This window comes from Gordonia sp. NPDC057258 (assembly GCF_042668985.1).
In the GTDB taxonomy this organism is placed as follows: domain Bacteria; phylum Actinomycetota; class Actinomycetes; order Mycobacteriales; family Mycobacteriaceae; genus Gordonia; species Gordonia hongkongensis.
The window spans coordinates 45,830-71,349 of record NZ_JBHUXZ010000012.1 but is presented as its reverse complement, the minus strand read 5'-3'; the positions used below and the strand labels follow the sequence as shown (position 1 = coordinate 71,349).

General features: G+C 65.2%; 23 protein-coding genes. 12 read left to right on the top strand and 11 right to left on the bottom strand.

The genetic code is table 11. From position 1 onward, the window contains the following. Positions 1–7: 7 nt before the first annotated feature. The gene (locus ACFUEJ_RS11190; RefSeq protein ID WP_388029369.1) at positions 8–568 is read right to left on the bottom strand and encodes an RNA polymerase sigma factor; all 561 of its coding nucleotides are present in this window, start codon (positions 566–568) and stop codon (positions 8–10) included. A 20-nt stretch (positions 569–588) separates the two neighbouring features. Next, positions 589–1,029, bottom strand: coding sequence for a hypothetical protein (locus ACFUEJ_RS11185; protein ID WP_388029366.1), 441 nt, complete (start codon positions 1,027–1,029; stop codon positions 589–591). 183 nt (positions 1,030–1,212) lie between these two features. On the opposite strand from ACFUEJ_RS11185, the gene ACFUEJ_RS11180 reads away from it, so the two are divergent. Together ACFUEJ_RS11180 and ACFUEJ_RS11175 are read left to right on the top strand one after the other, a co-directional pair. Beyond that, positions 1,213–1,911, top strand: a complete 699-nt coding sequence (locus tag ACFUEJ_RS11180; protein WP_388029363.1) for a hypothetical protein — start codon at positions 1,213–1,215, stop codon at positions 1,909–1,911. Positions 1,912–2,058: 147 nt separating this feature from the next. Continuing rightward, positions 2,059–2,451, top strand: a complete 393-nt coding sequence (locus tag ACFUEJ_RS11175; protein ID WP_388029360.1) for an ankyrin repeat domain-containing protein — start codon at positions 2,059–2,061, stop codon at positions 2,449–2,451. 90 nt (positions 2,452–2,541) lie between these two features. Here ACFUEJ_RS11175 and ACFUEJ_RS11170 read toward each other — a convergent pair whose 3' ends face one another. Next, complete coding sequence (locus ACFUEJ_RS11170; RefSeq protein ID WP_388029357.1) at positions 2,542–3,018, bottom strand: ankyrin repeat domain-containing protein; 477 nt, start codon at positions 3,016–3,018, stop codon at positions 2,542–2,544. Positions 3,019–3,302: 284 nt separating this feature from the next. Between ACFUEJ_RS11170 and ACFUEJ_RS11165 the strand changes: the two genes are divergently transcribed. Together ACFUEJ_RS11165 and ACFUEJ_RS11160 are read left to right on the top strand one after the other, a co-directional pair. Continuing rightward, a complete protein-coding gene (locus ACFUEJ_RS11165) occupies positions 3,303–3,959 on the top strand; it encodes an MspA family porin (RefSeq protein WP_388029354.1) in 657 nt (218 codons plus the stop codon). 166 nt (positions 3,960–4,125) lie between these two features. Further along, positions 4,126–4,323, top strand: coding sequence for a hypothetical protein (locus ACFUEJ_RS11160; protein WP_388029351.1), 198 nt, complete (start codon positions 4,126–4,128; stop codon positions 4,321–4,323). A 68-nt stretch (positions 4,324–4,391) separates the two neighbouring features. Here the strand turns inward: ACFUEJ_RS11160 and ACFUEJ_RS11155 are convergent, their stop codons facing one another. Next, positions 4,392–4,721, bottom strand: a complete 330-nt coding sequence (locus ACFUEJ_RS11155) for a hypothetical protein (protein ID WP_044508781.1) — start codon at positions 4,719–4,721, stop codon at positions 4,392–4,394. 391 nt (positions 4,722–5,112) lie between these two features. On the opposite strand from ACFUEJ_RS11155, the gene ACFUEJ_RS11150 reads away from it, so the two are divergent. From ACFUEJ_RS11150 to ACFUEJ_RS11135, 4 genes are all read left to right on the top strand, one after another. After that, positions 5,113–5,760 carry an MspA family porin gene (locus ACFUEJ_RS11150; protein ID WP_388029348.1) on the top strand — a complete coding sequence of 216 codons (648 nt, stop codon included), beginning with the start codon at positions 5,113–5,115 and terminating at the stop codon, positions 5,758–5,760. 378 nt (positions 5,761–6,138) lie between these two features. Further along, a complete protein-coding gene (locus tag ACFUEJ_RS11145; RefSeq protein WP_388029346.1) occupies positions 6,139–6,717 on the top strand; it encodes a hypothetical protein in 579 nt (192 codons plus the stop codon). Between the two features lie 113 nt (positions 6,718–6,830). After that, the gene (locus ACFUEJ_RS11140; protein WP_388029344.1) at positions 6,831–7,304 is read left to right on the top strand and encodes a hypothetical protein; all 474 of its coding nucleotides are present in this window, start codon (positions 6,831–6,833) and stop codon (positions 7,302–7,304) included. Between the two features lie 211 nt (positions 7,305–7,515). Continuing rightward, positions 7,516–8,304 carry a hypothetical protein gene (locus ACFUEJ_RS11135; protein ID WP_388029342.1) on the top strand — a complete coding sequence of 263 codons (789 nt, stop codon included), beginning with the start codon at positions 7,516–7,518 and terminating at the stop codon, positions 8,302–8,304. 14 nt (positions 8,305–8,318) lie between these two features. On the opposite strand, the gene ACFUEJ_RS11130 is transcribed toward ACFUEJ_RS11135, so the two are convergent. From ACFUEJ_RS11130 to ACFUEJ_RS11110, 5 genes are all read right to left on the bottom strand, one after another. Continuing rightward, the gene (locus ACFUEJ_RS11130) at positions 8,319–8,609 is read right to left on the bottom strand and encodes a hypothetical protein (protein ID WP_388029340.1); all 291 of its coding nucleotides are present in this window, start codon (positions 8,607–8,609) and stop codon (positions 8,319–8,321) included. Positions 8,610–8,659: 50 nt separating this feature from the next. Continuing rightward, positions 8,660–10,492, bottom strand: coding sequence for an Hsp70 family protein (locus ACFUEJ_RS11125; protein ID WP_388029338.1), 1,833 nt, complete (start codon positions 10,490–10,492; stop codon positions 8,660–8,662). Between the two features lie 31 nt (positions 10,493–10,523). Next, the gene (locus tag ACFUEJ_RS11120) at positions 10,524–11,951 is read right to left on the bottom strand and encodes a GTPase (protein WP_388029336.1); all 1,428 of its coding nucleotides are present in this window, start codon (positions 11,949–11,951) and stop codon (positions 10,524–10,526) included. Beyond that, positions 11,948–13,771, bottom strand: a complete 1,824-nt coding sequence (locus ACFUEJ_RS11115) for a dynamin family protein (RefSeq protein WP_388029333.1) — start codon at positions 13,769–13,771, stop codon at positions 11,948–11,950. The genes ACFUEJ_RS11120 and ACFUEJ_RS11115 overlap by 4 nt, the downstream gene beginning before the upstream one ends. An 86-nt stretch (positions 13,772–13,857) precedes the next feature. Then, positions 13,858–14,253: a DUF4189 domain-containing protein gene (locus ACFUEJ_RS11110; protein ID WP_388029330.1), complete on the bottom strand. Its 396-nt coding sequence runs from the start codon at positions 14,251–14,253 to the stop codon at positions 13,858–13,860. 362 nt (positions 14,254–14,615) lie between these two features. Here ACFUEJ_RS11110 and ACFUEJ_RS11105 point away from each other — a divergent pair, with 362 nt between their 5' ends. Next, positions 14,616–15,821, top strand: coding sequence for a hypothetical protein (locus ACFUEJ_RS11105; RefSeq protein ID WP_388029328.1), 1,206 nt, complete (start codon positions 14,616–14,618; stop codon positions 15,819–15,821). Positions 15,822–15,839: 18 nt separating this feature from the next. Then, positions 15,840–17,051 carry a hypothetical protein gene (locus ACFUEJ_RS11100; RefSeq protein WP_388029325.1) on the top strand — a complete coding sequence of 404 codons (1,212 nt, stop codon included), beginning with the start codon at positions 15,840–15,842 and terminating at the stop codon, positions 17,049–17,051. A gap of 90 nt (positions 17,052–17,141) precedes the next feature. Here ACFUEJ_RS11100 and ACFUEJ_RS11095 read toward each other — a convergent pair whose 3' ends face one another. Next, the gene (locus ACFUEJ_RS11095; protein WP_139115519.1) at positions 17,142–17,414 is read right to left on the bottom strand and encodes a hypothetical protein; all 273 of its coding nucleotides are present in this window, start codon (positions 17,412–17,414) and stop codon (positions 17,142–17,144) included. A 254-nt stretch (positions 17,415–17,668) separates the two neighbouring features. Continuing rightward, positions 17,669–18,709 (bottom strand): helix-turn-helix domain-containing protein, encoded by a 1,041-nt coding sequence (locus tag ACFUEJ_RS11090; RefSeq protein ID WP_388029322.1) that lies wholly within the window; start codon positions 18,707–18,709, stop codon positions 17,669–17,671. Positions 18,710–22,808: 4,099 nt separating this feature from the next. Here ACFUEJ_RS11090 and ACFUEJ_RS11085 point away from each other — a divergent pair. Together ACFUEJ_RS11085 and ACFUEJ_RS11080 are read left to right on the top strand one after the other, a co-directional pair. Continuing rightward, positions 22,809–23,780, top strand: a complete 972-nt coding sequence (locus ACFUEJ_RS11085) for a ParA family protein (RefSeq protein WP_065629415.1) — start codon at positions 22,809–22,811, stop codon at positions 23,778–23,780. Between the two features lie 227 nt (positions 23,781–24,007). Next, complete coding sequence (locus ACFUEJ_RS11080; protein ID WP_144066077.1) at positions 24,008–24,358, top strand: hypothetical protein; 351 nt, start codon at positions 24,008–24,010, stop codon at positions 24,356–24,358. The last annotated feature ends 1,162 nt before the right edge of the window (positions 24,359–25,520 follow it).

The following is a 25,520-nucleotide window of genomic DNA, read 5'->3' as shown; positions in this document are numbered from 1 at the left end:
TTCGACGCTACTGGCCTGTCGCTGCGGCGGTGTCGCGCAGCAGCTCGGCGAGTTGGGTGCGGGCTCGGTTGAGTCGGGATTTGACTGTCTGAACACCGACGCCCTGGTGGGCGGCGATGTCGGCGTAGGTCAGATCGCCGAATTCACGCAGCACCACGGCTTCTCGGAAGTCCTCGGGTAGCTGTGCCAGAGCTTCGCGTACCGCGTCGCGCAGCGCGATCTGGTCATCAAACGCTGACTGGTGGGTGCCGTCGACGAGTTGGATCGGCTGGTCGGGGTCGGTGAAGTCGGTGATGGTGGTGTTGGCTTTGCGGCGCCGCACGACCATCAGGGCGTTGTTCGCGGCCACCCGGTGCAACCAGGTGCTGAACTTCGACTCACCGCGGAACTTGTGCAGGTTCTGCCACGCCGCGACGAGGGTGTTCTGCAGGGCGTCCTCGGCGTCGTGGGGATTGGAACAGATGTTGAGGCACACCGCCCACACGTGCGTGCGGTGTGCGCCGACGAGCTCGGCGAAGGCGTGCTGGTCGCCGTTACGTGCTTGCAGCAGCAGACGTGCTTCGTCCATCAACTCCCCCAACCCGGTTCTCAGATGTCGTCGTGCGTGTCGTGGGCACCAGGGTGCGGGTCCTCGACACCGGCGTCGTCGAGGTCGACACTCGCGCTGCCCTCCTCGGCGGGCGGGAGCTGTCCCTCCTCGGCGGCGTCTTGGGCGGCGTGAGCCATCGGCGGATCAGCCGGCGCCTCGGGCGGGCCGTCGGGGTTGTCGTCGCCCAGGTCGATGTCCTCATCGACGTCGGCCGGCGGGGTGTCGTCCATGTCGGGGACGGTGTCGGGGTCGGCGACGGCGTCGGGGTCGAAGGCGGCCTGAAGCGCGCTGTCCCACACTCCCGGCGGCAGATCGGCGGCGAGGGTGGCGGGGTCGATGCCGAGTGACGCCAGAACCGGCGACGGTTCGTCCTCCTGCATGTGTTGACCTCCGTTTCTGGTGAGGTGGTCGCCGACGAAGGTCGCCGTCGGCCCGGTCACCAGGTGAGATGTTACGGCCCACCCACGGTGTTCCCGACCAGGTCCCGACAGCTGTGATGTAATCCTCCTCGCCAGATAGACGCGGATTCGGGGTCGCGGCGATCGTGGGCGGGAACATTCCTCATTCCTGGTGGCAACAGATTCCCGACACGCTCACAGACCGAGTTCGAAAGAGGACCCACCATGTCCGGTACCCCCAGCAGCGACGCCCCCATCATCAGCCCCGACGAGCCCTACAACCCCGACGCCACCCCCGCCGATGCGCCCACGCCCGCCCCGGACGCCGCCGACGGCCCGGCCGGCGAGGTGGTGCACACCACCGACGACGCCGGCAACGCCATCGACGTCCACTACGACGAAGCCGGCGAAGTGGTCCTGATCGAGGCCGACACCGATGGTGACGGCCAGGTCGACACCGCAGCGGCACCGACCGCCGACGGCGGAGCCGTCATCGCCAGCGACCTCGACAGCGACGGCGTGGTTGACGAAGTCGCCCACCTCGACGCCGATGGGGACCTCACCCAGGTCGATTCCTACGAAGACGGGCAACTGGTCACCCAGACCCTCGACACCGACGCCGACGGCGCACCCGACACCGTGCTGACCGACACCGACCGCGACGGCGCACCCGACACCCTGCTCGTCGACACCAACGCCGACGGGGCCATCGACGCCGTTGCTGTCGACACCGACGGCGACGGACAGTTCGACGCCGTCGCGCTCGACACCGACTTCGACGGCCAGGCCGACGTCTACGGCCAGGACACCGACGGTGACGGCGAACTCGACCTCTACAGCGACGACACCGGCACCTACAGCGACACCCCGGACGCTCCCGAAGACACCACCCCCGGCGGCTACGACAGCGACGCCCTGGTCTGACCCTGCCTGGCCGTCGAGTCACCCATCGCCGATGCCCGACCCTCCGACCAGGGGGTCGGGCATCGTTGCATCGCAGGACAGTGACTGCATCGCAGGCCCGTGACCCCGCATTCATCCGTTCGAGCAACCCACGAGGAGAGGGATTCCATGACCACCAACTCCGAATTCCGGGATCTTCACGACGCCGCACTCGAAGGCGACGTCGAACGGGTCCGGCAGCTGTTGGACCAGGGCGCTGACCCCGACCGGAAGAACGCCACCGGATACACCCCGCTGCAGCTCGCCGCCCGAAGTGGACGTTCGGCATCTGTAGAAGCGCTCCTTGACGCCGGGGCCGAACTCGATGGTCGCGATTCGCACGGCAATACCCCGCTGGGCACGGCCATGTTCTCCACGACGGGCGACGCTGTCGCGACGGTGGGCCTGTTGCTCGAGCGGGGTGCAGACCCTGATTCGACGAACAATGCGGGCGAGACTCCCCGGCACCTATCGAATCTGATGATGAACCAGCACTTCAAGGACCTCTTCGCCGAGTACTGAGGACTGAGTCCGCCGCCCCTGTGGTGGCGTCCGGCGACATCCCCCGTGGCGACGAACAGCTGAGTCACACGGGAATCGGGGATCTCCCGATCACGGCCTCAGGGGTCTGTGGACCGGGACGTCCCGCATGAACTCTGGCTTGGGCGGGAGGTTGGTGAACCGGCTGAACAGCTCGATCTCCGGCTCCACCCCCATGCGCGCAATGTGGTCCGCGGCCGAGACACCACCGATGTCCCCGCTGATCGTGGGATCGGCGCCCCCCTCGAAAAGTACACGGTAGACACTCAGCGACCTGGTCTTGCCGACCGCCACACGAAGAGGCGTGAGCCCGTTGCCGTCCAGGGCGTGCGGCTCTGCCCCGGCGTTCAACAGCACCGCGATGATGTCAGCGGATTTCGGCATGTACGCCGCACAGTGCAAGGGCGTCCTGCCATCGTCGTCGCGGGCATTCGGGGCGGCGCCGGCGGCGAGTAACGCCTCGACCGTGTCGAGCTTACGGCCGTTACTGGCCGCGGCGTAGTGCAGTTCGGTCCGCCCGGCGCGGTCTCGACTATCGACGGAGTCCATCACACCCCCCTCCCTGGACATCTCACATCGGCGTTTCGGTAGCTGCTGCCGTCGATCTCGATGGGGGCGCAGAAATCGATTGCGGCTGTGGCCACCCTAGGTCCGCCGGGACGATCGCGACGACCGGCATCCACATGCATCGTGCAGTCGGGAACATTCTCGGTGTCGCAGGGCAACCAATTCTCAGTTGCTCACGCAGAGCACATTTCTCGCCCCGATGAACGAGGCGGGACTGCCAGCACAGGGCGCGGCGATTCGCTGCGCCAGGACCAGAGGACACTCCGATGAACAAGACCGCCATCACCATTGCCGTTGCCGCCGTGTCGATGGGCGCCGTCGCGAGCGGGTTCGCCGCCGGCACCGCCGAGGCCCAGCCGGGGCATCAGCGCAGCTGGGTCACCGACGACGGCTGGAAGGCCTCGATCGCCTCCACCCACGAGAAAGTGCAGAAAGTCGCGCCGCTGTCCTCGGTGCCGACGTCGCGGGAAGCGTTCATGTCGATGCGTGCGGTGTCCACGCTGACGCCGCCGCCCGGGCAGGCCGGTGCAGCGATCACCGGTGAACTCGAGGCCGGGTACATGATCGGGTGCGCGGTGCAGCTGGAATCGGTGACCGGCAGTGTCGGGGCGAGCCTGGGCATCGGTGGCAGCGGCGGCGGCGGTGTCAGCGCGGCCGGCCCCAGCGGCAACCTGTCGATCAGTCCGCAGGCACTGCTGCAGCCGAGTCTGTCGGTGACGATGTCACCGGGCAAGATCACCACCGTCACCTTCGACAAGAAGGCCGTCGGTGCCGGACGTGCGTCGACGACCACCCGCGAAGGGCACATCAGCATCGACGGGTGTGCGGGCCCGGTCGCGGTCCGCTCCTACGCCATCCTCAAGACCAGCACCCCGAAAGCCAACGACGGCAACGCTGTCTACGGCCGCGTCGTCTACCTGTAGGTGTCGACCGGACCGGAATGTGCTGCCCGAGGGAACATTTCACCACCCCGAGGGCAACCCATCTGTGGACGCACCACCGGCGGTGCGCCGCGCACGGTCTGCGACCGCAGACGTGCAGAACACCGAAGTCCAGCCGAAGAGCTGGCATGACGAAAGGAACACTCAGATGCGAGTACGTAAGACGATCGGTTCCACCGTGGCGGCCGTCGCGACGGCCGGCGCGCTGTCGCTGCTGGGCGGCGGGCTGGCCTCGGCCGCCCCGATCGAGCTGCAGCACGGCGACGACGGGCTGACGACCTACGACTTCGGTGTCGACGGCCAGGACGTCATCGTCGGCGGCACAGGCAACTTCACCTGGCCCTGACAGTCAGCTCGGCTGCGCTGAACCGATCACTGCGGGTGGGGCGTTCTGCGTCCACCCGCAGTCTTCGTTCAGTCGGTCGTCACCGCCCAGTGTCCGGCATTCGGGTGCCGGGACGGCAGCGCCGAACCGAGACGGGCTGCAGCGTCGGCGAGGATTGGCCACGGCTCGACGAGCTCGCACTGCCAGCATTCCCACGGCACCGGACCCGGTCCGAGAACATCGCCGAGCAGCGGGTGACGGCTACGCGCAATGCTGTCGGCGGCCTTCTCCACGGCGGCCACGAGGTCCCATCTGGTCACGTCGGCGACATAGCTGGGCAGCTCGGCCGTAGCCTCTGCGACGGCGTCGGCCGAGCTGGGCTCGGTGGCCAGGATGTCGGCGGCACGCGAAGCAATCACCTGAGGGCGCGGCTCAACCTGAGGGCGCGGCTCAACGGCCGCACAGACCGGGTGGATTGCTAGGTAGCTCAGTGAAATCTGACCGCGATCGTGCGTACCCACGCAGCAAGAGTGTCGACGTCCCTCTGCGATAGGGCGACGACTCACCTCGAAGGACGGCCGACAGGTACGACAGTGGTCAGTAGGTACGACCGTGCGGCACCTTTCCCCCGTTCGGACGAATCCAGGCTTGGGATTTGTCGCCTTCAAACCTCCTGTGCCATAGTTGCGACCGCTTCATTCTTGTGAATTGTCTACGTAGCGGTGTCGGGGGACATCGCCCTATTGGGCGTGCTACCGCTGACATCGCCAGGCTCCCCGGTCAATCCGGGGATGAGGGCGAGGATTCTGCGTGTCGAATCGGGTCGGGTTCCGGATCATTGCGGCGTTGGTGGCTATAGGCTCCTTGGCTGCCGCGGCGGGTGCAGCTGACGCTACGCCGACGCCACTGTCGTCGAAGTACGATCGGCTGGTCACCGATGATGGGTGGACGGTAACGCTCAAAGCTACTGAGCTGGTAGTCAATCCCATGTCCAATATTGCCAACGTAGCAACGTCGCGCGAGGGTTGGATCTCCTCCAAAGTGGATGCCTCGATTACCGGCAAGGGACGCCAGCCGATTCAGTCGGCGGTTCTGGAGCAGTTTCTCGTTATTGGTTGCCAGATCGACGTTTCTGACGGCGCAACCGTCGGTCTTGCTACTAGCTTCGGCCCTAGCGTCGGCGTGACGATCAGCGGCATCCCGGCGGGGAACCTCGGCGCAAGCGCGTCGGTGAGCCCATCGATCTCGACTAAGATCCGACCCGGACGAATCAACGAGATCTCGCTTGGCAAGAAGACCCTACAGACCGATCGGGCCTCGATCCGCGCTAAGCGGGTGCGTGTTGGGGTCGATGGATGCCTGGGACCCACGACCGTGCGGATCATCGCACGTCTGTCAGTGTCTTCCCCGACAGCCGACGACACCATCAATATCTTCTCTAGCCGCACGTGGCTCTGAGACATGCGCGTCCAGAAGGAAGTTTCAGTCTTTCACACACGCAGTCGATCTCAGATGGCAGGCCTGGCGGTCACAGTGGTGACGCTTCTCGCGACTCTCTGCGCGCTCGCCTCCCTAGCAGTAGGTCAGGGCGTTGCCTACGCCGAGACACCAGCAGAGCGTTGCGAGCGCGAGACCAACGCGTACAACAACGCCTGGAAGCAGGGTTGGGCTGCAAGCAACCCCGGTAAGAGTCCCAACGACGCCCCCCCACCCCCGGTGCCTTACGTCTGCCGTGACCCTCAAGCTACGCCTGAGAACACTCCCACCACACCTTCAGTGGTGGCTCCCAGCCTGCCGGGCGCGACTACGCCCACCACCCCTGGCACTGGGCCGAACATGACCGCCCACGCCCCTACCGACATTCCGCCACCAGGTCGTACACCCATCGTTCCGGTTCCGGAAACGCGGACTGTTCAACCTCCGACCTCCAACACCGCGGTGCCTACCGCACCGACAGCTTCGCTCGGTGACGCTGTAAAGAGTTTGCGCCGCAACGCTGATAACAGCGGTTTGCCTCCGTACCGCGCATGCGGATCGTCTGCCGAGCGGAAGACCATCGGCGAGTACGACGTTGCCGGGGATCGGCGGGCATTCATGGTATGCGGCAATCGTGAGTACGGATTCGAACACATCAAGGGTCGTCATATGGATGACTGGGCGAACAAGGCAATGATCACTGGTGACAAGTGGATGGACCTCATGGACTACACCATTGAAGCCACGTTGCGACACCCAGAAGCCACCTCGCAACGAGACGGCAAGACTTGCTATGCGCGCAAAATCTGGATGTATGACAAGCGCAACGGAGAGGTGACGGGCAAGTTCTTCTGGAGCCACGTCATCGTCAAAGACTCCAATGGAGACATCATCACAGCGTATCCGACCGGCTCAGGGGACCACCGATGCACGTCATAACGCGAGCCCGAACAATGACTGCCGCTGTGATCGCTCTCGCGCTATGCTTCTGCGCTGTCGCCTGCACTAGCGACGACGATAGCCCCAGCGTTTCCTCACTCAACGGAGCTTCGGTGTCAGAGACAACTTCGCCACCCAGTGGCGCCGACCTGACCGCACTACGGCGGCCCGGCACGCTCGATGAGGCGTTACCCGCCGCGTTGGACGGCTTGCATCCGGTGCTCCTGGAGGAGCCCGAACCCGCCCGATTCTTCACGACGATGTACACCCCCTCAGCCACTTCCAACGATGTAAGAGCCAGCATCCTCGTCAGCACCCGGGAAAACCCAGTCACCGCCGACACGGCGCGTACTGATGCGGAGCTATACCCAAGTCCTGCGTATACCTACACACCAGTTCCCAGCGATCGTCGTGCGTCATTTGGCCATCACTCCTTCGTCGCAGCCTCGCATGACGACCTGGATGAGTGGGCACTAACCGCCGACACGTTGTTCATCAAGGTCAAGTATCAGCCCGGATCTGTGTCCGAGACCGAACTGTGGACGCTGGCCGAGAGCATCCTGCGCGCTACGGACAGCACCAGGTAGACACCCACCCATCGACTGTTCGCCAGGGCGCCGGTTCAACGATCGGTGAGTCATTGCTCTAGAGCGGACCGACCGAAGTCGGCACGCTGAGGAGGAAATAGCAGAGATGGTTGGCGCGCCCTTCCCTAACCTCACAGAACCCGACTTAGAGAGCGACCCCGACGGCGGGTTCCCCGTCTACGACATTGTGTTTGAAGACAGGGTCGGCCGGTTGTGGGAAGACCCGAGCCACACGTCCGAAGACTCTCGGGTCGATCCGGCCAGCTGGGCGGCCCAGCATTCGGTCCCCGCGGGCCGGATCGGACCGGTCGGTCCGGGGATCGCGCCGGAGCAGTGGCCGCGCGATCCCACGACGGGGATGCCGATGATGCACGTCATCACCCTGTGGCTCCCCGAGCATTTCCGTCGGCGCGGCCCGGACCTCCCAGGGTTCGCGCTTTTTCAGGGAGCAGGCGAGGCATTCATGCCGCTACCCGACAACCCCGATCCGGCCGATCCGTTCGTCATCGACCTGCAACACCATCGCCCCCACCCCCACCAGATTCTCCTCACCGACATCCTTGATCTCTACTTCGCGGCCATTTGGCTCACCGCCGATGAACTCACCCGGATCGGCTCACCACCGGCAGACCGCCGACGTCCCGGAGAACACAACCACGACGGACTACCCCGCCATGCGTGGAACCACGACGACCCGCCGATGCTCGTGCGTCTCACGCCGCGCCGCAACGACCCTAACGCCGGCATCGCCCCCGTCGAACGTGACACCACCACAGACACTCCGTACCTCAGCACGTGGGGCGACGGCGACCACCACGATTGGGCCAACAGACTCCAATGGTTCAATCACCTCGGCGGCTCAATCTTTCCCTCCCAGTGGATTCCCGACGGACTCACCCCGTACTACCTCGACCTGATCGAACTTCCCGGGATGAACATCGGCACCGGCACCCTCCAGTACGACCTCGAATCGAACGTATTCGACTGGGCCTGTACGTAACTGACGTTTCAGACTCACAGAATACCGTCGAATATTAGGCCTACCAAGATGCAATCGGCCGCCAGGCCGAAAGTCAACCCCGCCCAGAACGCGATCTTTTCTGCCGGTTTAGCACCAGCGATAGCGGCAACGAGGATGCCGAAAGCAACGAGTCCCATTGGGAATACGACCACGATGAGGTAGTCCGGGAGCAGGAGCGCGCAGGCGGAGAGAACCAGTCCAGCGGTCGCGTAGACGGCGTAGCGTGGCCCGTCATCGAGCTGGGCGATCCGAGTGGTGATCGCGCGCTCGAGCGACTTCGTCATTCCAGGCCTTCACGGTGGGCTTGCCCGATCAGGTCGACACTTCTGCGCACTTAGTTGATGAGGCCGGAGCGGGTGAGGAAGGTGCGGGCATTCTCTTCAGAGGACAGTTCGGTGACTCTGAGGACCAGCCCAGTACCGGTGTTGGCGTACCAGATGGAGTATTCGTTCTCGCTCAGGCTCGGGGTGATCTCGGCGGCAGCCTGGCGGTTGGTGTCTTCGACGACGGTGCCCTTGCCAGCGCTGTAGACCCCGTTACGCAGCTTGCGGATCTCGCGGGCGGCTTCGTTGTCGTCGACGTTGATGTCGATCCGCAGTGAGTCTGATAGGCCGCCTGCAATTTTGAGGCCACCCAGGGTGCCGGCCTCGTTGAGGGTGCAGTCCAGTGTGAGGGCGCCGTTGTCGGTGAAGCTGCCTTTGCTGCAGTCGGTGATCTGGGATTGCAGCGCGCCGGGGAGTTGCTGGCGGATTTGGTCGGGGTCGGTGAGGATCGGCCCGCCGTCTTCGCCGGTGGGTCCGGCGGCGTAGGTGTCGGTGCCCAGGGTTTCGGTGGCCTGGGGTGCATCGGTGGGGTCGTCGTCGCTGCCGTTGGCGGTGGTGACGATGGTGGTCACGATCGCGGCGGCGGCGATGACGGCGGCCGCGGCGGCGCCGATGCGCAGCCAGCGTCGCCGTGTCGAGGCGGGCTGGGTTGGTGAGCCCAGGGTGCGGGGTTGGGTGTGCCAGGTCGGCATGAGGTCGGCGGCTTCGGGGATGCCGCGGGGCTGGGTGGGCGCCGAGTCTGCCAACACGGTGAGCAGTGCACCCTGGGCGACAACGGTTTTGGGGTCGTCCAGGGTGGCGACGGGGCCGAGTTCGCCGAGGCGTTGCTGGATGAGGGGGATGCGGGAGGACCCGCCGGTGAGGTAGAGGGCGGTGAGTTGGTCGGGGTGGGTGAGGCCGGCGTCGGAGAGGGTGGTTCGGGTGAGGTGGACGGCGGCGTCGACAGCGGGGGTGATGAGTTCGTCGAACTCGTCGCGGGTGATCTGCAGGGTGGTGCGTTCGCCTGGGCCGGGCACGGTGATGGTGGCCGACGGCGTTTCGGACAGCAGCTCTTTGGCCTGCTGGATGGAGTCCTGCAGGGATTGGATGGCGTCGATGGGTGCGGTGCGGCGCAGCCAGGCGGCGTGGTCGGGGTCGGGGTCGGCGAGGCGGTCCTCGACCCAGCGTTGCAGCAGGGCGTCGAAGTTCTTGCCGCCCAGGCCGTTGTCGCCGCGGGCGGCGATGACTTGGAAGGTGTTGGTGGGGGTGACCTCGAGGACGGCGATGTCGAGGGTGCCGCCGCCGAAGTCGAACACCGCGATCCTGGTGCCGTGTTGCAGGGCGTGGGAGCGGGAGTAGTGCCCGGCCGCGGCGCGGGGTTCGGAGATCGTGGTGACCCGCTCGGCCGGGATGCCGGCGGCCCTCGCGGCGTCGGTGAGGACCTGGATCTGTTGGGGCGCCCACGCTTCGGGGTGGGTGAGCACGACCCGGTCGGGCATGGTGCCGGCGTGTGCGGCGACCCCGCGGCCGATGATGGTGCGCATCACGGCGGCGACGAGGCCGTAGATCGGCAGGGTGTGCCCGTTGGCTGCGATCGCCGGTTGCGCACCGATGAGGCGTTTGGGTGAGGCGATGAACCCGGCTGGGTTCTGTGCGGCGGAGTTGAGGGCGGCACCCCCGACGAGGACGGTGCCTGCGGTGTCGACGAACACCGCCGAGGGCATCAGGTTGCTGGTGTGGGTCAGCGAGAGCGCTTCGATGCTGCGGCTGGTGGCGCCCGAATGCGCGGCCGCGGAGTTGCTGGTGCCGAAGTCGATGGCCAGAGACCAGGCGTGGGTGGCAGATGACTGGGTGGCAGATGTCATGGTGTCGGATCGTCCTGTGCGCGAGCGGGTGTCAGTGGCCGGCGGCCAGAGCGGTGTAGGTGCGGATGAGGGTGACCAGGGCGGCGTCCTCGGCCGCCGACCGGGTGGCCAGGGTGCGTTGCTGGGCGGCGGCCAAGAGGCGGTGGGCTTCGGCGGCGACGGCGGCCGGTGGTGGGTGGCCGTCGAGGCCGACGCGGCCGGCGGGGGTGGTGGCGGTGAGGATGGTGCGCAGTTCGTCGGTGACCGCGGCGTCGGGGTCGACGTCGAGCATGCGTTGGTAGTCCTCGAGCACGGTCACCGCGGACAGGGCCGGGTCGGCGCGCAATCCGGCGGACAGGGTGCGGATGTGGTCGCGGGCGGGATGGGTGAAGGCCAGTTGATCGAGGCGGGCCAGGATGCGGTGGGCGCGGTGCAGCACGGCGAACCGTCCGGTGGCCGCGGTCAGGGCGTGGCGCAGGGCGGCGATCCCAGATCGTTCGGCCAGCCACGTGTTGAGTGCTGCGGCGCCGTCGGCGGCGATACGGCGACCGTTGAGGACGCCGTACTCGCCGAGCAGGGCGAGGAGTTCACGCCGGTCGGCCGGCGGTACTCCCCCGCTGGTGGGATCATCCTCGGAGTCGAAGATCCGCAGCACGTCCAGCGGCGGGACGTCGCGGAGCTGGGCGAGCAGCGCGGCGTGGCGTTCGGTCAGCATGCCGGTGTGGCTGGTTTGCGCCATCAACCCGGACACCGGGACGATCGTGTGGACGATCCCGGCCAGCGGGCCGGCCATGGCGGTGGCGTGGGCGGCGGCGTGGGTGAGTGGGTCGCGGCGCCCGAAGGCGCCTTCGGCGAAGGAGTCGGCGCGAGAGAGCACCCCGAGCATGGTCAGCGGGGTGAACGGCAACCGGTGTAGGAACTCGATCTCATCGACGCGGGGTGCGGCGTCGAAGAGGAATACCGCGGCATCACCGTCGATGGAGGCGGTGCGGGTCTGTTCGAAGCCGTCGATCATCACCCGGCGGGTGGCGGCGTCGTTGGCGGCGGTCAGCGTCGACAGGCCCGGGGTGTCGATGAGGGTGAGTTCGCGCAGCGCCGCCGAGGGCAGCCACCGGTCGACGTAAGCGACCTCGGCTGACGGGATCGGTAACTCGATCCCAGCGCCCGGGCGCAGCGCGGCGCGGTGGCGGCCGCCGTCGAGGGCGAGGACCTCGGCCCGCGACGGGGACCCGTCGCGGTAGACGGTGACGACGTTGGTGGCCTCGAGAGCGGCAGTCTCGGCGACCGGGGCGCCGATCAGCGCATTGACCAGCGTGGATTTGCCTGCTTTGAGTCGGCCGACGACCACCACGCGCGGCGGTGACCACAAGATGGTGCCGATCGCGTTGGCGTGGTCGATGCAGTCCCCGCCGAGCGCGGCCAGCTGGTGCAGCCCTCGGTCGAGCGTGGTGTGCACAGAATCGGTTGCGGCGCTACTCATGTCTGGTCTCCGTCGAGCAGTGCTTGGGCGGCGGTGATGCGTTTGTCGACGATGGCCAGGTTCGAGGTGAGACGTTGGGTGGACTTTTCGCGGGTGGCGGCGTCGGCGGCCGCGGCCTCCTGGACGTGGGTGATGGTGGTTTGGAGCTGTTCGATGGTGGTGCGCAGGTGATCTCGGTATCGGATGACGATGTCGGGGCGGGCTTGGGCGACGGCGCTGTCGAGGAGTCGGCCGGTGGCGGTCTTGGTGGCGGCCAGCGTTTCCCGCAGCCAGGCCAGCAGGTTGGTTTTGCCGGCGCGGATCGCCCGGAAGCTCAAGTTCACTCCGACCCACACCGCGCCGATGACGGCGCCGACACCCATCAGCGCCGACAGCCCGACAAGCCCACCGAGGGTGGAGGACCCGACCACACCCATGGTCAGCAACGTCGGGTCGAGCAGCCCTTGGCGTTTGCTGGTGACCTGGTGGGTTTCGATCTTCTTGTCCTGCATCGAGGCGACGATGCGGTCGCTGATCTGTTCCCACACCGCGGGGTCGTCGGCGAAGCGTGGGGTGATGATCGTGTCGTGCAGCTCGTGCAGGAACCCGGCGAGGGTTTCAGCCATCGCCATCTGCAGATCGACCTGCATGTCGGCGGTGAACTTCTGTTCGCTGCGCCGCAACACGGCCATGCCGTTGCTGTTGATGTAGGTGGTCCACTTCTCGCGCACCCCATCGAGGCGGCGTTCGAGATCATCGACCGCCGATTGCCGCAGCAGGGTCAGGTCCCGGGCGAGGTACTGCTCCCACTGGCGTGACTGGGCCTGCAGGTCGGTGAGCCGGTCGCGTTCGGCGGTCAGGTCCGGCAACGCTTTCGCCCCAGCACTCAGCGCGGCGAGCTCGTCGGCGATGGTCGTGCGCACGGTACGCAGCCCGTCCAGACAGGTGCGGACCGCATCCAGGTGCGGGGCGGCCGCTGCGGCGTCGAGTCGGTCGGTGATCGCCGCGCGCAGGGCGGCGATCCCGGAGTCGACCTCGAGGCGGTGACGCGCCTGCGGGTCGGGGGTCTCGGCCGCGACGACGGCGAGCAGGCTCGACACCCCGATCACCGGTACCGTGCGCCCCAGGTGCTCGGCGATCAGCCGCTGGTTCTCGGCGACGATCGCCCGCCAGCGGCCCAGGTGTTTGTCGGTTTTCGTCACGGCCACGACGACGGCATCGACACCGGCGCTGGCCTCGCGGACGAAGGCCATCTCCGGGGCCGTGATCGGGGCGGAGGCATCGCAGACCAGCACCAACACGCACGCCTGCTGGGTGGACTGCGACGCAAGTTTTGCCAAGCCGACGTCCAGGCCGCCGACACCGGGGGTGTCGATCAGGGTCGTCTCGGCCACGGCGGCCTCACGCAGCGCGATCGCCGCCGCAGTGGGGAGCTCGTCGACGCTGCGATCACTCACCATGCGCCCGCCGGTGGTCACCCAGTCGGCTAGCTCGCAGATCTCGGCCGGGCGCGGGCCGGACGGAAAGAACAACTCGACGGCATGGGCGGGCAGATCACCGGCGGTGGTGACCGACACCGCCACCGAGGAGGTGACATCAACCCCGACCGGGCACAGGTCGCGGTAGCCGACCAGGGCGTTGACCAGGGAACTTTTGCCGCGCTGCACCTCGCCGGCCACCACCACGGTGCGCTGAGGCGTGCGGTGCAGTTTCGTCTCGGCGAGGTCGGCGACGGCGTCGTGTTTGTAGGCGCGCAGCACTTTTCCCGCCTCCGCCACGACCGCCGCCGCGGCCGCGTCGACCCCTTTCTGGGGTGCTGCGGGCGCGTTCACGCCGACCATCGTCTCGTAGCAGTGCCGCCGTTCCCCCGACCGGTCATGGAAAGCATGCTGGTCGACGCGGCAGGGCAACGCAAAACGGCGGGGTGTCAGGCGCCGGCGGTGCAGGCCCAGATGATCGTGCGGGACCCCGGCCCGGACTCGTTCGCCGCGGCTACCTCAGCGGAGCGTCGGGTCGGGGCGTAGGCCCACCCCCACCGCAGGGTGCGGGGCTGCTGGGTGACCGCCCCGCAGTTGCGGGCCATCTGCACCACCCACCGACAGTCCGAGGCCCGGCACTTCGCTTCGGCGGCCCGTTTGGCCGCCGACGCGGTGGCGTAGTTGATCGCATAGGCGGTGTTGCCGGTGCGCTGGGAGATCGCGATCGCACCGTAGACATGCTCGGCGGCGTGGGCTGGTGCCGGCGCCACCAGCAGCCCAGCACCGGCAGCGACGACGGCCAGAGCGGTCACCGCCGCGCGCACACAACGAGTCGAGATAGGCATCAAGGGACTCCTCATCCAATGATCGAGAACGCCTCGACCCTAGATCGCACCTCCTGTGACCTGAGGGGTCGAGACGGGTGGTTTCGACCGTTCGAATGGGGGCACCGCCCGCCCGATGGCGGACCCGACTGTGCCGGCACGACGGTGGGCGCACTATTCTGCAGCCGAACAAGAGATCGTGCAGATTCGGGTTTCGGGGGAACCGTTCGGGGTTCGCGCAGCAACACACTGAGCAACACCAGTGTGTGCGGCGCTGGCCCGGGTGAGGTCGTTGGTCCTCCGCGGCAGGGCTGCAGGAGAGAAACGAGACCCTGATGAAGCGTTGGTACCCACTCGCGGCCGCAGCCGCGGTCACCGCGGGCATGCTGGCCGCATGCTCCACCGGCGGCGAACCCGCCCCTGAATCCTCGACGACCGGCAGCGCCGAGCCGACGGTCGATCTGACCGCGCTCGATCCGGGCGCCTACCCCACCGACCCGCGCCCACCGTTCGGTGTTGCCGACGACTCGCAACTGGTGCAGGTCGAAAGCCAACGGATGGCGCAGTTCATCGTGGTGCCCTTCGAGGTCGACCCGGACCTGACCGCCCCGGACAAATCCAACGCACCGATCACCAGCCGCCGCAACCTGGTGCCACACATCAACGCCGACGCGGCGGCGATCCCGGCCAATGACGCACTGCTCGGCGGGTTCTCGTCCCTGTTCACCACCGCGCCGACCGAACGTGACAACCCGCGTGGCCTGCACAACATGGTGCTGCGATACGAAACCGCCGCTGATGCCCGCGCCGCCGCGCAGCAACTCGCCCAGGTCAGCGCCCGCCAGCAGAACAGCCCGGTTACCAGCCTGCCGGGGGTGGAGGGCGCCTACGCCCTCGAGACCACCCGCAACGACAAGAGCTACTTCACGACCTACACCCCGCACGGGGTCTATGTGATCTATGAGTTCGCCTCCTCCCTGGCGGCCCACTCCGACCAGCTTGAGCCGATGGCCCGCAAAGCAATCACGTTGCAGTCGGCGCTGATCGACCAATTCCCGCGCACCCCAACGGCTGCGGAGAACGCCGCCCGCGGCAACGGCGGAGGTTTTCAGCCGCCGAAGATGGACGAGAACAGCATCCTCATCTACGCCCTGCCCTACACCGACACCGAGATGGAAAACGGCATCACCGGCCGACCACAGCAGAGCATGCGCGCGGTGTACGGGCCGCGCGGCTTGTCGCACTTCTCCAGCGACCCGGCCGGCATCTTTAACGACCTTCGGGCGGCCGGATCGACCGCGAACGCGATCGAACGTTCCATCGTCTACCGCGCCGACACCGAGGAGCAGGCCGCCACGCTGGCCGCTACGAGCGATGCCGACGATCAGAAGATCGACGCACCGCCCGGGCTGCCGACCGCCAACTGCTCTGCCCAATCCAGCGCCGACGGCCGCTACACAATCTATCACTGCAAGGTGCAGGTCGGCCGCTACGTCGGAGAAGTGCAGTCGCCCAACAAGACTGACGTCTACCAGCAAGCCGCGGCTCAGTATCTGATCCTCACCAAGGCCGACCAGAACGCCAAGTAGACGGGACGAGAGGCGACGATGACGCGCAGCTACCTCGGTCGCTCCATCGCCGCGGCCGCGGCGGTGACCGCAGTGCTGGCCGGCTGCACGGTCGACGGGCAGCCCAGTTCGGCAACATTCACCGACCCTGCCGTGCAGGTTGTGGCCCTCGACACCGGCGACTACCCCACCCGGGCGCGAGCGGCGTTCGGACGCGCGGTCACCGACCCCGAGCGGGTCGAGGCGACCCGGATGGCGCAGTTCGTGCTGGCACCGTTCGAGGTCAATCCCGATCTCACACATGGGCAATGGCCTGTCGGCGAGTTCGACGACGCTGCCGGGATCGGTCGCGCGGTCGTCCCGGGCGCGGCCGACGTTCCGGCCAACGCGGAGTTCGTCACCGGATTTGTCACCACCGCCGACAACGGGGATGCCAACGTCGGGGCTGCTCGTCACCTGCTGCGGCATGCGGTCCTGAGATATCGCAGCCCTGCCGACGCCTCGGCCGCCGCTGAGCAAATGAGTGCCGCGGTTGCCGAAATCGACAACAAGCCCATCGTGCCGCTCGACGGGGCGCCGGGCACCCGAACTGTCATCCAAGATTTCGGTGCGTCCACAGCGATCCTGGCTGTCACCGCTCACGACTCGTATGTGTTCTTCGATCGGTACTACGGCCCCACGACGCAGTTCCGTAGCGGAGAGTCGTTGGTGCGTATGGCCAACGCGATCACTCAGCAGAAGATTTTCATCGACGAGTTCACGCCCACCCCCGACGGTGAAACTCCGCTGATCGACCCCGACGCCATCCTCATCTACGCGCTGCCGTTCACCGCGGCCTACCTGCGGGCGAACCCCGAATCCCCTGACCGCGGAGCGGTGTACGGGCCCCGCGGCATCGCCCACACCAGCACCGACCCCGTCACCGACTTCGAGGTACTGACCAAGATTGGCTCGGATGCCAACGCAGTGGAGAACTCGGCGGTCTTCCGCGCGGACACCGCCGAGGGCGCGCGCACCTATCTCGACAGCTTCCTCGGATCCAACCGCACCCGAGGCTGGACCGGCGCCGACAGCCCACCAGGCTTGCCCACCGCCACCTGCCAAAAGCACCCGACAAGCCAAGCACACAGCTGCGCACTGACTGTCGGGCGATATGGCGCCCAGGTCATCGGCAACACCAAAACCGATACTCACCAACAGGCCTCGGCCCAATACCTGATCCTGACGACCGCCGACCAACGAGCACACTGACCGACGACATCGCGCACGTCGTCATCTCCTCGCAGACAGAGGTGCCCGGACCCGCCACTGCGGGTCCGGGCACCGAACTCACCCCGGATGTCAGGGGCGGAAAACCTTCGGCTGCCCAGCGTCACCGATCGGATCGCCGTAGCCACGGCGGGTGAAGTCGTCGTTGTCAACTGGATCGCCGTACTCAGCACCGAATTTGAAGGTGAAGGGCTCCTGACTCTCGGTGGCACCGCCGTGCACTTGGTGGATTCCGAAGTCCGAAACGAACGGGCCCGTCGCCGCGGTCGCGACACCCGCTCCGAGTCCCGCGAGGCCCGCTGCAAGCACAGCGCCGGCGAGCAGACGAGTCGAGGTTGTTGCCATAGGTTGGTTCTCCAATCGGGTGAGAGGTGGCCGCTGCGGCGACCCTTACACCCGTCAGTTGCTGTGTCGTCACCTAAATGTTCCCGAGTTTCGACGCCCGACACCCGGCCGACCATCAACGGCCCGCCAACGGAGGTGTGCCGGCGTGAGCAGGCGTCCAATCCGGCCCAGCACTATCTCCTTAAACCCCGCGGGAACTTCGCTGTGGCGTGACGTTGAACTGTCACGCGGAGTCCTGATGATCGCGGTGACACCTAAGCAGCGTTACTTGTCTGCATGTGACTACGCACCAACGAACGAGCCGACGGATAGTCGACCTTTCCGCTGGGCCGCGTCGGGAACCGCCCATACCGTGTCCGCGAGGGCGCTGCGATTGGCAGTGCGATTGCTTGCGGATCCGTTGCCACTCTGCCCGGTCCTCGATACCTTCGCTTCCCTCTTTGCTTTCGCCAGCGAAGTTCTTCATCCCACCAGTCCCGAACCAGTCGATCGACAAGATGGCTCTGCGCCCGTCGGACCATTGCGCCGTAAGATCCGAATGCGACGGCTACTTCGTCCCACCTATTTCTGTAGGGAGTCAGTAGGTTCAGCTCCCTGAAGTAGCGAAGCCACGCACGGACGCACCGGCTGGAGTAACCCGTGGCACTCACAAGGCCGAGCACGGATACGTGACCACCCTGCCAGGCTGCGTGGATCCTCTCGGCGATTCCGCCTAAACCTTCTCGCCAGACCCAGATGTCGTGGTGGGCATGGTGGAGTCTCAGGGTGGAGCTGGCAAACGGGGGGCGTGTTTCCCCTTGTGTTGCAGCTGTGTCATGCGCAACATGTGCGAGCTCCCAAGTTGCCGACTCTGTCCCCTGCGCCTCAGCGACTCGTCTGATCCAGCCTTCTGCCTGGAGGCGGTGGAGTGCCCTCGATGCTGTTGCGGCGTGAACGTTAGCGGCTTCGGCTAGCCGGCGAACGTCGATGTTCACGGTCGTTGTGTGCGCCTGAGCGCACACAACGAGGAGGCTGTGCAGGACCCGTTCAGCACTGGCCCACCCCTTCCGTGCCCAAGTTGCGGGATCTGAGTTCGCTGCAGCGAAGACAGCCTCAATGTGAGTGCGGACTGGGTCGTCGACGGTGTGGTCGCCTTGCGCTCTTGGCCACGCTGTCTCGGCAGCAGTGCGCAGAGCTTTGTGCCATTGCGTGAGGGCGTGCGCCTCGTTCTGGCGGAGGTCTTCGCGCAAGCGGACGAGTCCAGGCTTGTGCAGATGTTGAAGCACATCAGTCCAGCACCAACCGCTAGCGGCCATCCCGAGCATGATCGACCACGCGTGTGCCGAGCGATCGTCGGCGGCTGTGAGCCGCGTGGCTAGGCGCTCAGCCGTAGTTGTGGATAGTTCGGTTCGCGTGCGATCAACCCGTGTGGCAGGCCCCTGCCCGACCAGCCGTAGGCCGATAGTCGTCGTTCGCTGCGTGGAGTTTTGCCGCGCGGTTGTTGGGAACCTCGCTATCAGCCACTCAGCTAGGTCGGGTGGCGCCGGCCGAGCCTGCATGTCCCTGACGGCGTTGCCCAGTTCCCGTCCGGTCAATAGTGGGCTCGCGTTTCCGCCCGACCGGTGCACAGACCCGGGGATCCGAACTGCGCCCGACACGGGGTTGGTAAGCGGTGAGATGTCGAGGGTTGGAAGGTGTGCGCGCAGCCTACGAGCAAGGTCGGCGACTTTTTCCGCGGGTATCCCTGGGTCAATGACGCGCACCCAGATGTGCCGCCCTCCTGAGGGCCCCGACTGCACTTGCAGGTGGCTCACACCCAAGTCGGTTAGGACGCCGGTAAGTACGTTGGCATCCACAGCAACGGCCTCGGGACCGTACGGTCCTGCATCCAGGTCGAATGCGAGCAGCGTGTACCGGGAATGGCGGTCCGCTAGATACGTCGCGATAGGCACCGGTGGCATTCGTTCTGGCCATGGTGCTGATCGGTATCTGTGTTCATTTGTTGCGTCGACACGCACTGTGGAGCGGGGCGACCACTGCCTCCATTCACTCAGCATGTCCACCCACTAGTGGGTGAGTGCTGCGGACGAATGCAGTCGATTCCCCGCGTGTGGTTGTGCGACACGCGGAGCACAGGGATTGCGGGCACTCCGAGAGGGCGCACGCTACCCTGAGATCTGTCCGGCAAGACAGTCCCTTCGGGGATGGGCGAGAGCCCGTGAGACCGAGCTGGTAACTCAGTCTCGAAACTTCAGATCAAGGACCCTCCGACTGGTAATCGGGGGGTCCTTGTGTTGGACCTCGCGCGTTATTCAGATGTCAGCGTTCGGAAGGTTCGGAGGCTCCCTTCTGGGTTGGCGATGCTAGGCGCGCAGCACGAAGCTGGCGCAGGGTAGGAAAGATCTGGTTCGCGCCGAAGGCGCGGCGCCGGCGTTGATCGACCCTCGTCGGTAGTAGGGACCGACCGTGGTGCTGGGCTGAAGAACTGCGCAAGCTCGAGCACGATCTTCCGCAGGGACGATCGAGCCGCGGTGCAGTGGCCACGCTAGGACCGGCGCTACCTGCGCGTCCTGCAGTCATCACACCCCCTTGCTGGCTCGAATCACATCGGTGTAATTGTATGAGCGCGATTTCCGCGCGATTTTATGTTGGTGTTGGACGGCGGGTCAGGGGACATCAAGTAGGGCGGTTCTCTCATCTCCGCAGGTCATGGGCGTTGTTCGGCTGTATTTTCGCGCGAATTTATGCCACACTGGGTGGATGGATCGGTCCGCTGACGGCCGGCGTGGGCGCCTTGGCGCACCCACGCCAGTTCCGGCAGATATCGAGAACCGGTCGACCAAAGCTCCGGTAGTGACGGCGTACTGCGCTGACCCGCAGTGCCGAAAGGAGTTTCGTAGGACCGCGGGTCGTGGTCGGCCTCGGATCTATTGCTCGGATGCCTGCCGGCGCTCCGCCGAGAACGCCGCTCGACGAATTTCCGCGCAACTTCAGCATCATCGCGAGATGGCGCAGATGCTCGAACGCGACCTTGCGGCGTTCGATTCGTCCGCGTCACCCAAGTCCGCCCCGGAGCCCTCGTCAGTCGCTGGCTTAGACACAGCCGTTGCCCGCGCGGAAGGTGTGCTCTTGGGGCTTTCAGACGGGAGTGTTCTGGCAAGCGAGTTCACTCGCTTGCTGGACGCAGTTCGTGCTGCGCAGCCCTCGCAGCAGCAACATCGAGCGGGCTAACCGGCAGGCAATCGACAAGCCGTCGGCCTGTCGGTAGAAGCGGTACCGACTGAGGCACAGGCGCGCCTCAAGCGGGCCATCAGCAGTAGTTCGTTGATGGGTCTGAAAGATCTACTCCGCCGCGGTTCTCCGCTCCCCCACCGGCCAGCGGTGCCGGTCGAGAGCCAGCGCGTGACTACGATTATCGGATCACGACAACATTTGAGCACCGTGACCTGCGCAAATCGAAACTGCCTCCCAGTTTCCCGCAGAACGACGAAACTGAGTTGTCCTATCCCCTAGGGCCAAAATGGGTGGCAGCTCGTCACGGTGCGATCTGGAGCCGTTTACGTAAGTCTGTCGGTCTCAGCGCGATTGCCAGGACTCCTGTCAGCCGCACTAAGCGTTCATTCTTGATTCCTCAGCCCCAACGGGTCGTCGATACGCGATGGCCCACCTTCAGAGTCGAACATTCTCCCGCCGGCCCATACGGCCGACCCATACGGGTGTCATCCGGTTGGTGACGACGTCGGCTCAGTTCTCGGAACCCCACCGCAGCCATAACTCAGGGAGTCTCCCGAAGTGCCGAGAGCTTTGTGGCATTGGGCCTAGCGGCGGAACTCGAGGGGCCGGCGGCGACACCGGTGCCCCCGGGGGAGTGAGACGACTCGGTGATCTACGTAGAGCACGGATTGTAGGTGCCCGCCTGAGCTGCCGCATGTAGTTGTGGCACTGGTTCCCCGGTCAGCCATCAGGTCGTCCTAAGTCAGCCCGGTTCAGTTGTGGACCCACAAGAGCGGCCGATGTCTGTGTCGTGACCCAACAATGCGGTCCGCCCGGCCATTCCAAAGACTTCGAGGGCCGCTGTTACATGTTGGCGGATGGCTGCGTCGAGGTAGACGAGCGATCGAGCAAGGCGGATGCCATCCCCCGGTCATCATTGGTGGGACGAAACTCGTCGTGAACGAGCTGCGCTGTGGTCTCATGTCTTTATGGCTCTGTGCACCCGATGTCGCGAACGGTCAAAACCCGTCCCACCGGGTCAGGTCACGCAGACGCGCAAGTCTGCGCGGGGACCGCTTCGTTGAGCTGTCGGCTCACAAGCCACTTGGCCGACAGCCGTGCTGTGTGGCTATGTCACCCGGCGCCTTGGTCTTTCACGAGTCTAGTCGAGAGCGCGAATCTCTCCCGGGTGCAGACACGATGCTTCTGTTCGTCCCTGGGTATCGTATCCGCGATCCTGGTCTCCGACTTTCGTTCCCCGCACACGTGGCTACCGACCGCGTCGATGGGGACTGCCGTGCGCACAAACGGCCTGTTCAGCTCGTAATAATGCACGCATTACTTCGCGCTGCAATGCGCGCAGTCACGCGCTCAGTGCAGTTGACGAGACCGTCTAGGTGAATCGCGACAACACTGTGGTCACGGAGCTACGCGCTACGCCAAGCAATGGGCCTCATAGCACGAACTACAACACTCGAGACAGTGCACCCTCGATGGTGGCCGCCCGGATCTTGTGCGTTAATGGGCGCCACCAGTCAGACCACACGCCAGCAAATACGTTCCTACGTGTACCGGTCCGTACCCTGCACTGTTCGGCGCGCCATACATACAGCGTGAAGTGCCGCACCGATGTACGGGATGGGCCTCAGCGTCCTTACCCCCATACGCTGCGGAGCAGTAAGACACGTACCCACTCAACTGCGAGACACCATGTCGCACTCAGTACACGGTGCTGTGAAGTGCTACGTACTGGGCTGCTTGCGGACGCTGGCAAGGCGCTCTATGCGGCACAGAGCACTCATGTCCGCATGCATCGCCATATCTTGTCCCACGTCGCAAGCGTTGTGTGTCGAGATGTTTCACCATCTACCAGCTCCGCTGATGCGGTGCATGTAGATCGATGTACATACCAAACTACTGAACACATACCCGTGCGCAGTGATGGCAGCTCTGTCTAAGCAGTTATGTCTATACGTAACGCAAGACGTAGATGTTGCCCGCCGACCGGCGACATCGTCGTTGTTAACGCCTCGATCATTGCCACGCTCAAGTGAGTATCTGCGGCGTCGCGCACGGGAGACCTCGCGGTAGAACGCCAAGTCGTCCGTAGCGTGTCGTACACCGCGCGAACCGATGTGCGCTGTTATCCTCTGCGCATAGCGGACCCCAATGCGCCCGGGAGGCACTGCCTTCCTGCGGTCCATGCGCACCACCCCATTGGAGGACTCAGTGCAACACCTATCTCAACCCGCACTAGCTCGGGTTGTCACGATCGCAAACGGCAAGGGTGGCGTCGGTAAGACGTCAACGGCGACAAATGTCGCTGGTTTGGCCGCTGCCGCCGGTTGGCACGTCCTGTTCATTGAGCTCGATCCGCAGGGCAACGCGGGACGCGACCTCGGCTACGAGATGGATGGGTCAGGCGACTCCGGACAACAGATCTTCGACGCGATCATGCAGGAGAAGCCACTACGACCCAGTCTTGTCAACTACCGACCCAACTTGGACGTACTTCCAGGTGGGAGCGGACTCGACGATCTTGAAGCGATACTGATCGGTCGTTCTCAGCGTTCGCCAGGTTCACACAGGCAACTCGCAGATGCATTAAGCCCCATCGCAGATGATTACGACCTCATCATCATCGATACCCCACCTACACGACCCCATCTTCTACGGTTAGCGCTGGCTGCAACACGTTGGATCGTCATCCCGACGAAACCGGACGACTCGAGCATCGACGGCCTGCAAAAACTCGCTGACGAACTGGTTAGTGCCAGATCAACAAACCCCGACATCGAGGTCCTGGGCGCCGTGCTTTTCGGTATCGAGGCCGCTGCGAAAGCCATTCGTAGAGAGGCGCGGGCCAAGCTAGACGCAGCGCTCGGAGGAGTGGCCCCGCTGTTCAATTCTGTTGTGCGCCATAGCACCATGACCTCGGTTCAGGTACGGGAGAAGGGCTTGCTTGCCCACGAGCTGGCCGAGCAAGTCGACAACGCCGAGCCGTACTGGAAGGCCCTCAAGGAAGGCAGGCGGCCCGACCGTGTGCCAGGCACCGCGCCGTCTCTCGCAGAAGACTACGTCCTCCTCGCCCAAGAGATCCTCCAGGAGATCGACCGACGCGAGACCGAACAAGATTCCTCCGCGGAGCCGGCACACGAAGGAGCATCTGCCTGATGACCACCGATCGCAAGCCTGTCACCGGTCTCGCGAGGACCGGTAGCGTCCCGGGGCCGCCGCCCCGTAGACCAACCGCTCCTACAGCGGCACCGGCGGCAACCCCAGCAGTACCCGACGGCACAGCGCTACCGCACAATCAACCGCAACCGGCAGCGTCCACTCGGCCTGTCTCGCGAGGTGCCCGACGCCCGAAACGCGTCGAAACCCGCCCAGACGAGATGCTGGTGTCAGTCACCCTGTCGCTTCCCACGCCACTCTGCACAGCCACCAAGGCACACAACAAGCAGAACGAAACAACCATTGCCGGGACATTGATGGACGCGATTGTCGCCAATCACGACCGCTTGCCGGCGTTAGTAGAGAAGCTCAAACGCCAGCACCACGACGATGGGCTGTTCGTACGAATCGAAGCCAGACCAGAAGAAGAGCGATCTTCGCTGACGTTCCGGATGCTTGGTCGCAACCTGACTGTCATCGATCGCTTAGTTGTCGAAGTTGGTGCCGAGAATCGCTCGCAGCTGTGCAGGGCGGCTCTAGAAGCCCACCTCCAGTCTCAGTCGGTGGATTCGGAGTAAGCCGGTACACCCAATCCTCGGACGGTTCATCCCTGCCGGCTGGCGGTTCGCAGGCACGAGCTGCACACCCAAACCCGCGGCGTCCCTGCAGTCACGCGGGGGAGGGGTGATGGGTCCGCGCGACTAAACGCAGTTCGATAGGTGAGGGTCGCCGAAGGGCGTCTGATATCTGGGTACGTATCAGAACGAAGCAACGGGCACGCAGGGAATTGCCAGTCCATACCGTTGCGGGCCAGCCTGGGACTCACCCGCTTTGACGGACGCGCAGAGTGCACGCCCTTTATTTTGGTCTAATATCGGTGTAACTTCGGTTTGCCACCACCAATGGCGTCTTGTGGCGCGGCGCGATGTCCAATGACTGCGCAGCCTAAAGACTGGTCTTGCCGGATCGTGCTCGCGGGTCGGGTTGGAGGTTGCAGTAGACCAACCCGGCCCGCTGGGCCACCGCACCTAGCAACACCTGAGGAGAACTCCAAGTTTGTGTCAGTCAGCTTGCTCTGACTGACTCGCTACGAAGTCAGCGAACCGCGCTTCGTATCGCCGAACCTGAGGCATTGACACCGGGTAGCCGGCTAGCCACCTCAAGTAGTTGAGGTCATCGCTGTCAGAGGTGGACTCGCCTTCCGGTGGTGGCATGCGTAGATGATCGTCAAGAACAAGGATTAGATCAGCGAGAGTGTCATCACGACGCGCTATTTCTGCTTGCCTGATTATCCACGCTCGGGTCAACCTGTCGGTCGCATGACGAAGATTCGCAACCACAACGCGCTGGTCCTCGTCGAGCGAAGGCGACAGGTCATCGACTGCGCGCACCTTCCGAGCGAGTTCGGCCAGCGCGTCGGTTCGAATGAACACGCCGTAAGCAGAGGGCGTCAGAGGACGTGTGGGGCGAGAAGAGACCGGATCATTCGTACCCGGGGCCAGATCGGTCGTGGGTTCGTCCTGCAGAGGTACCGGGTCACCTCCCTCGAAAGCGCGCGCGGCGCTTCCGGGGGACCACCGCAGCGGAGCGTCCAGCTTGGTCAACGTGACGAACCTCGGCTTGGCCATTAAACCTTGCTCAAGGCGTCGCATAGTCGGGTCACTCGGCCCGCCGGCGAGACTTACATCGGCTTGCGACATTCCCAGTTCCTGCCGGCGCCGTTGCACGAGGCGCCCAAAG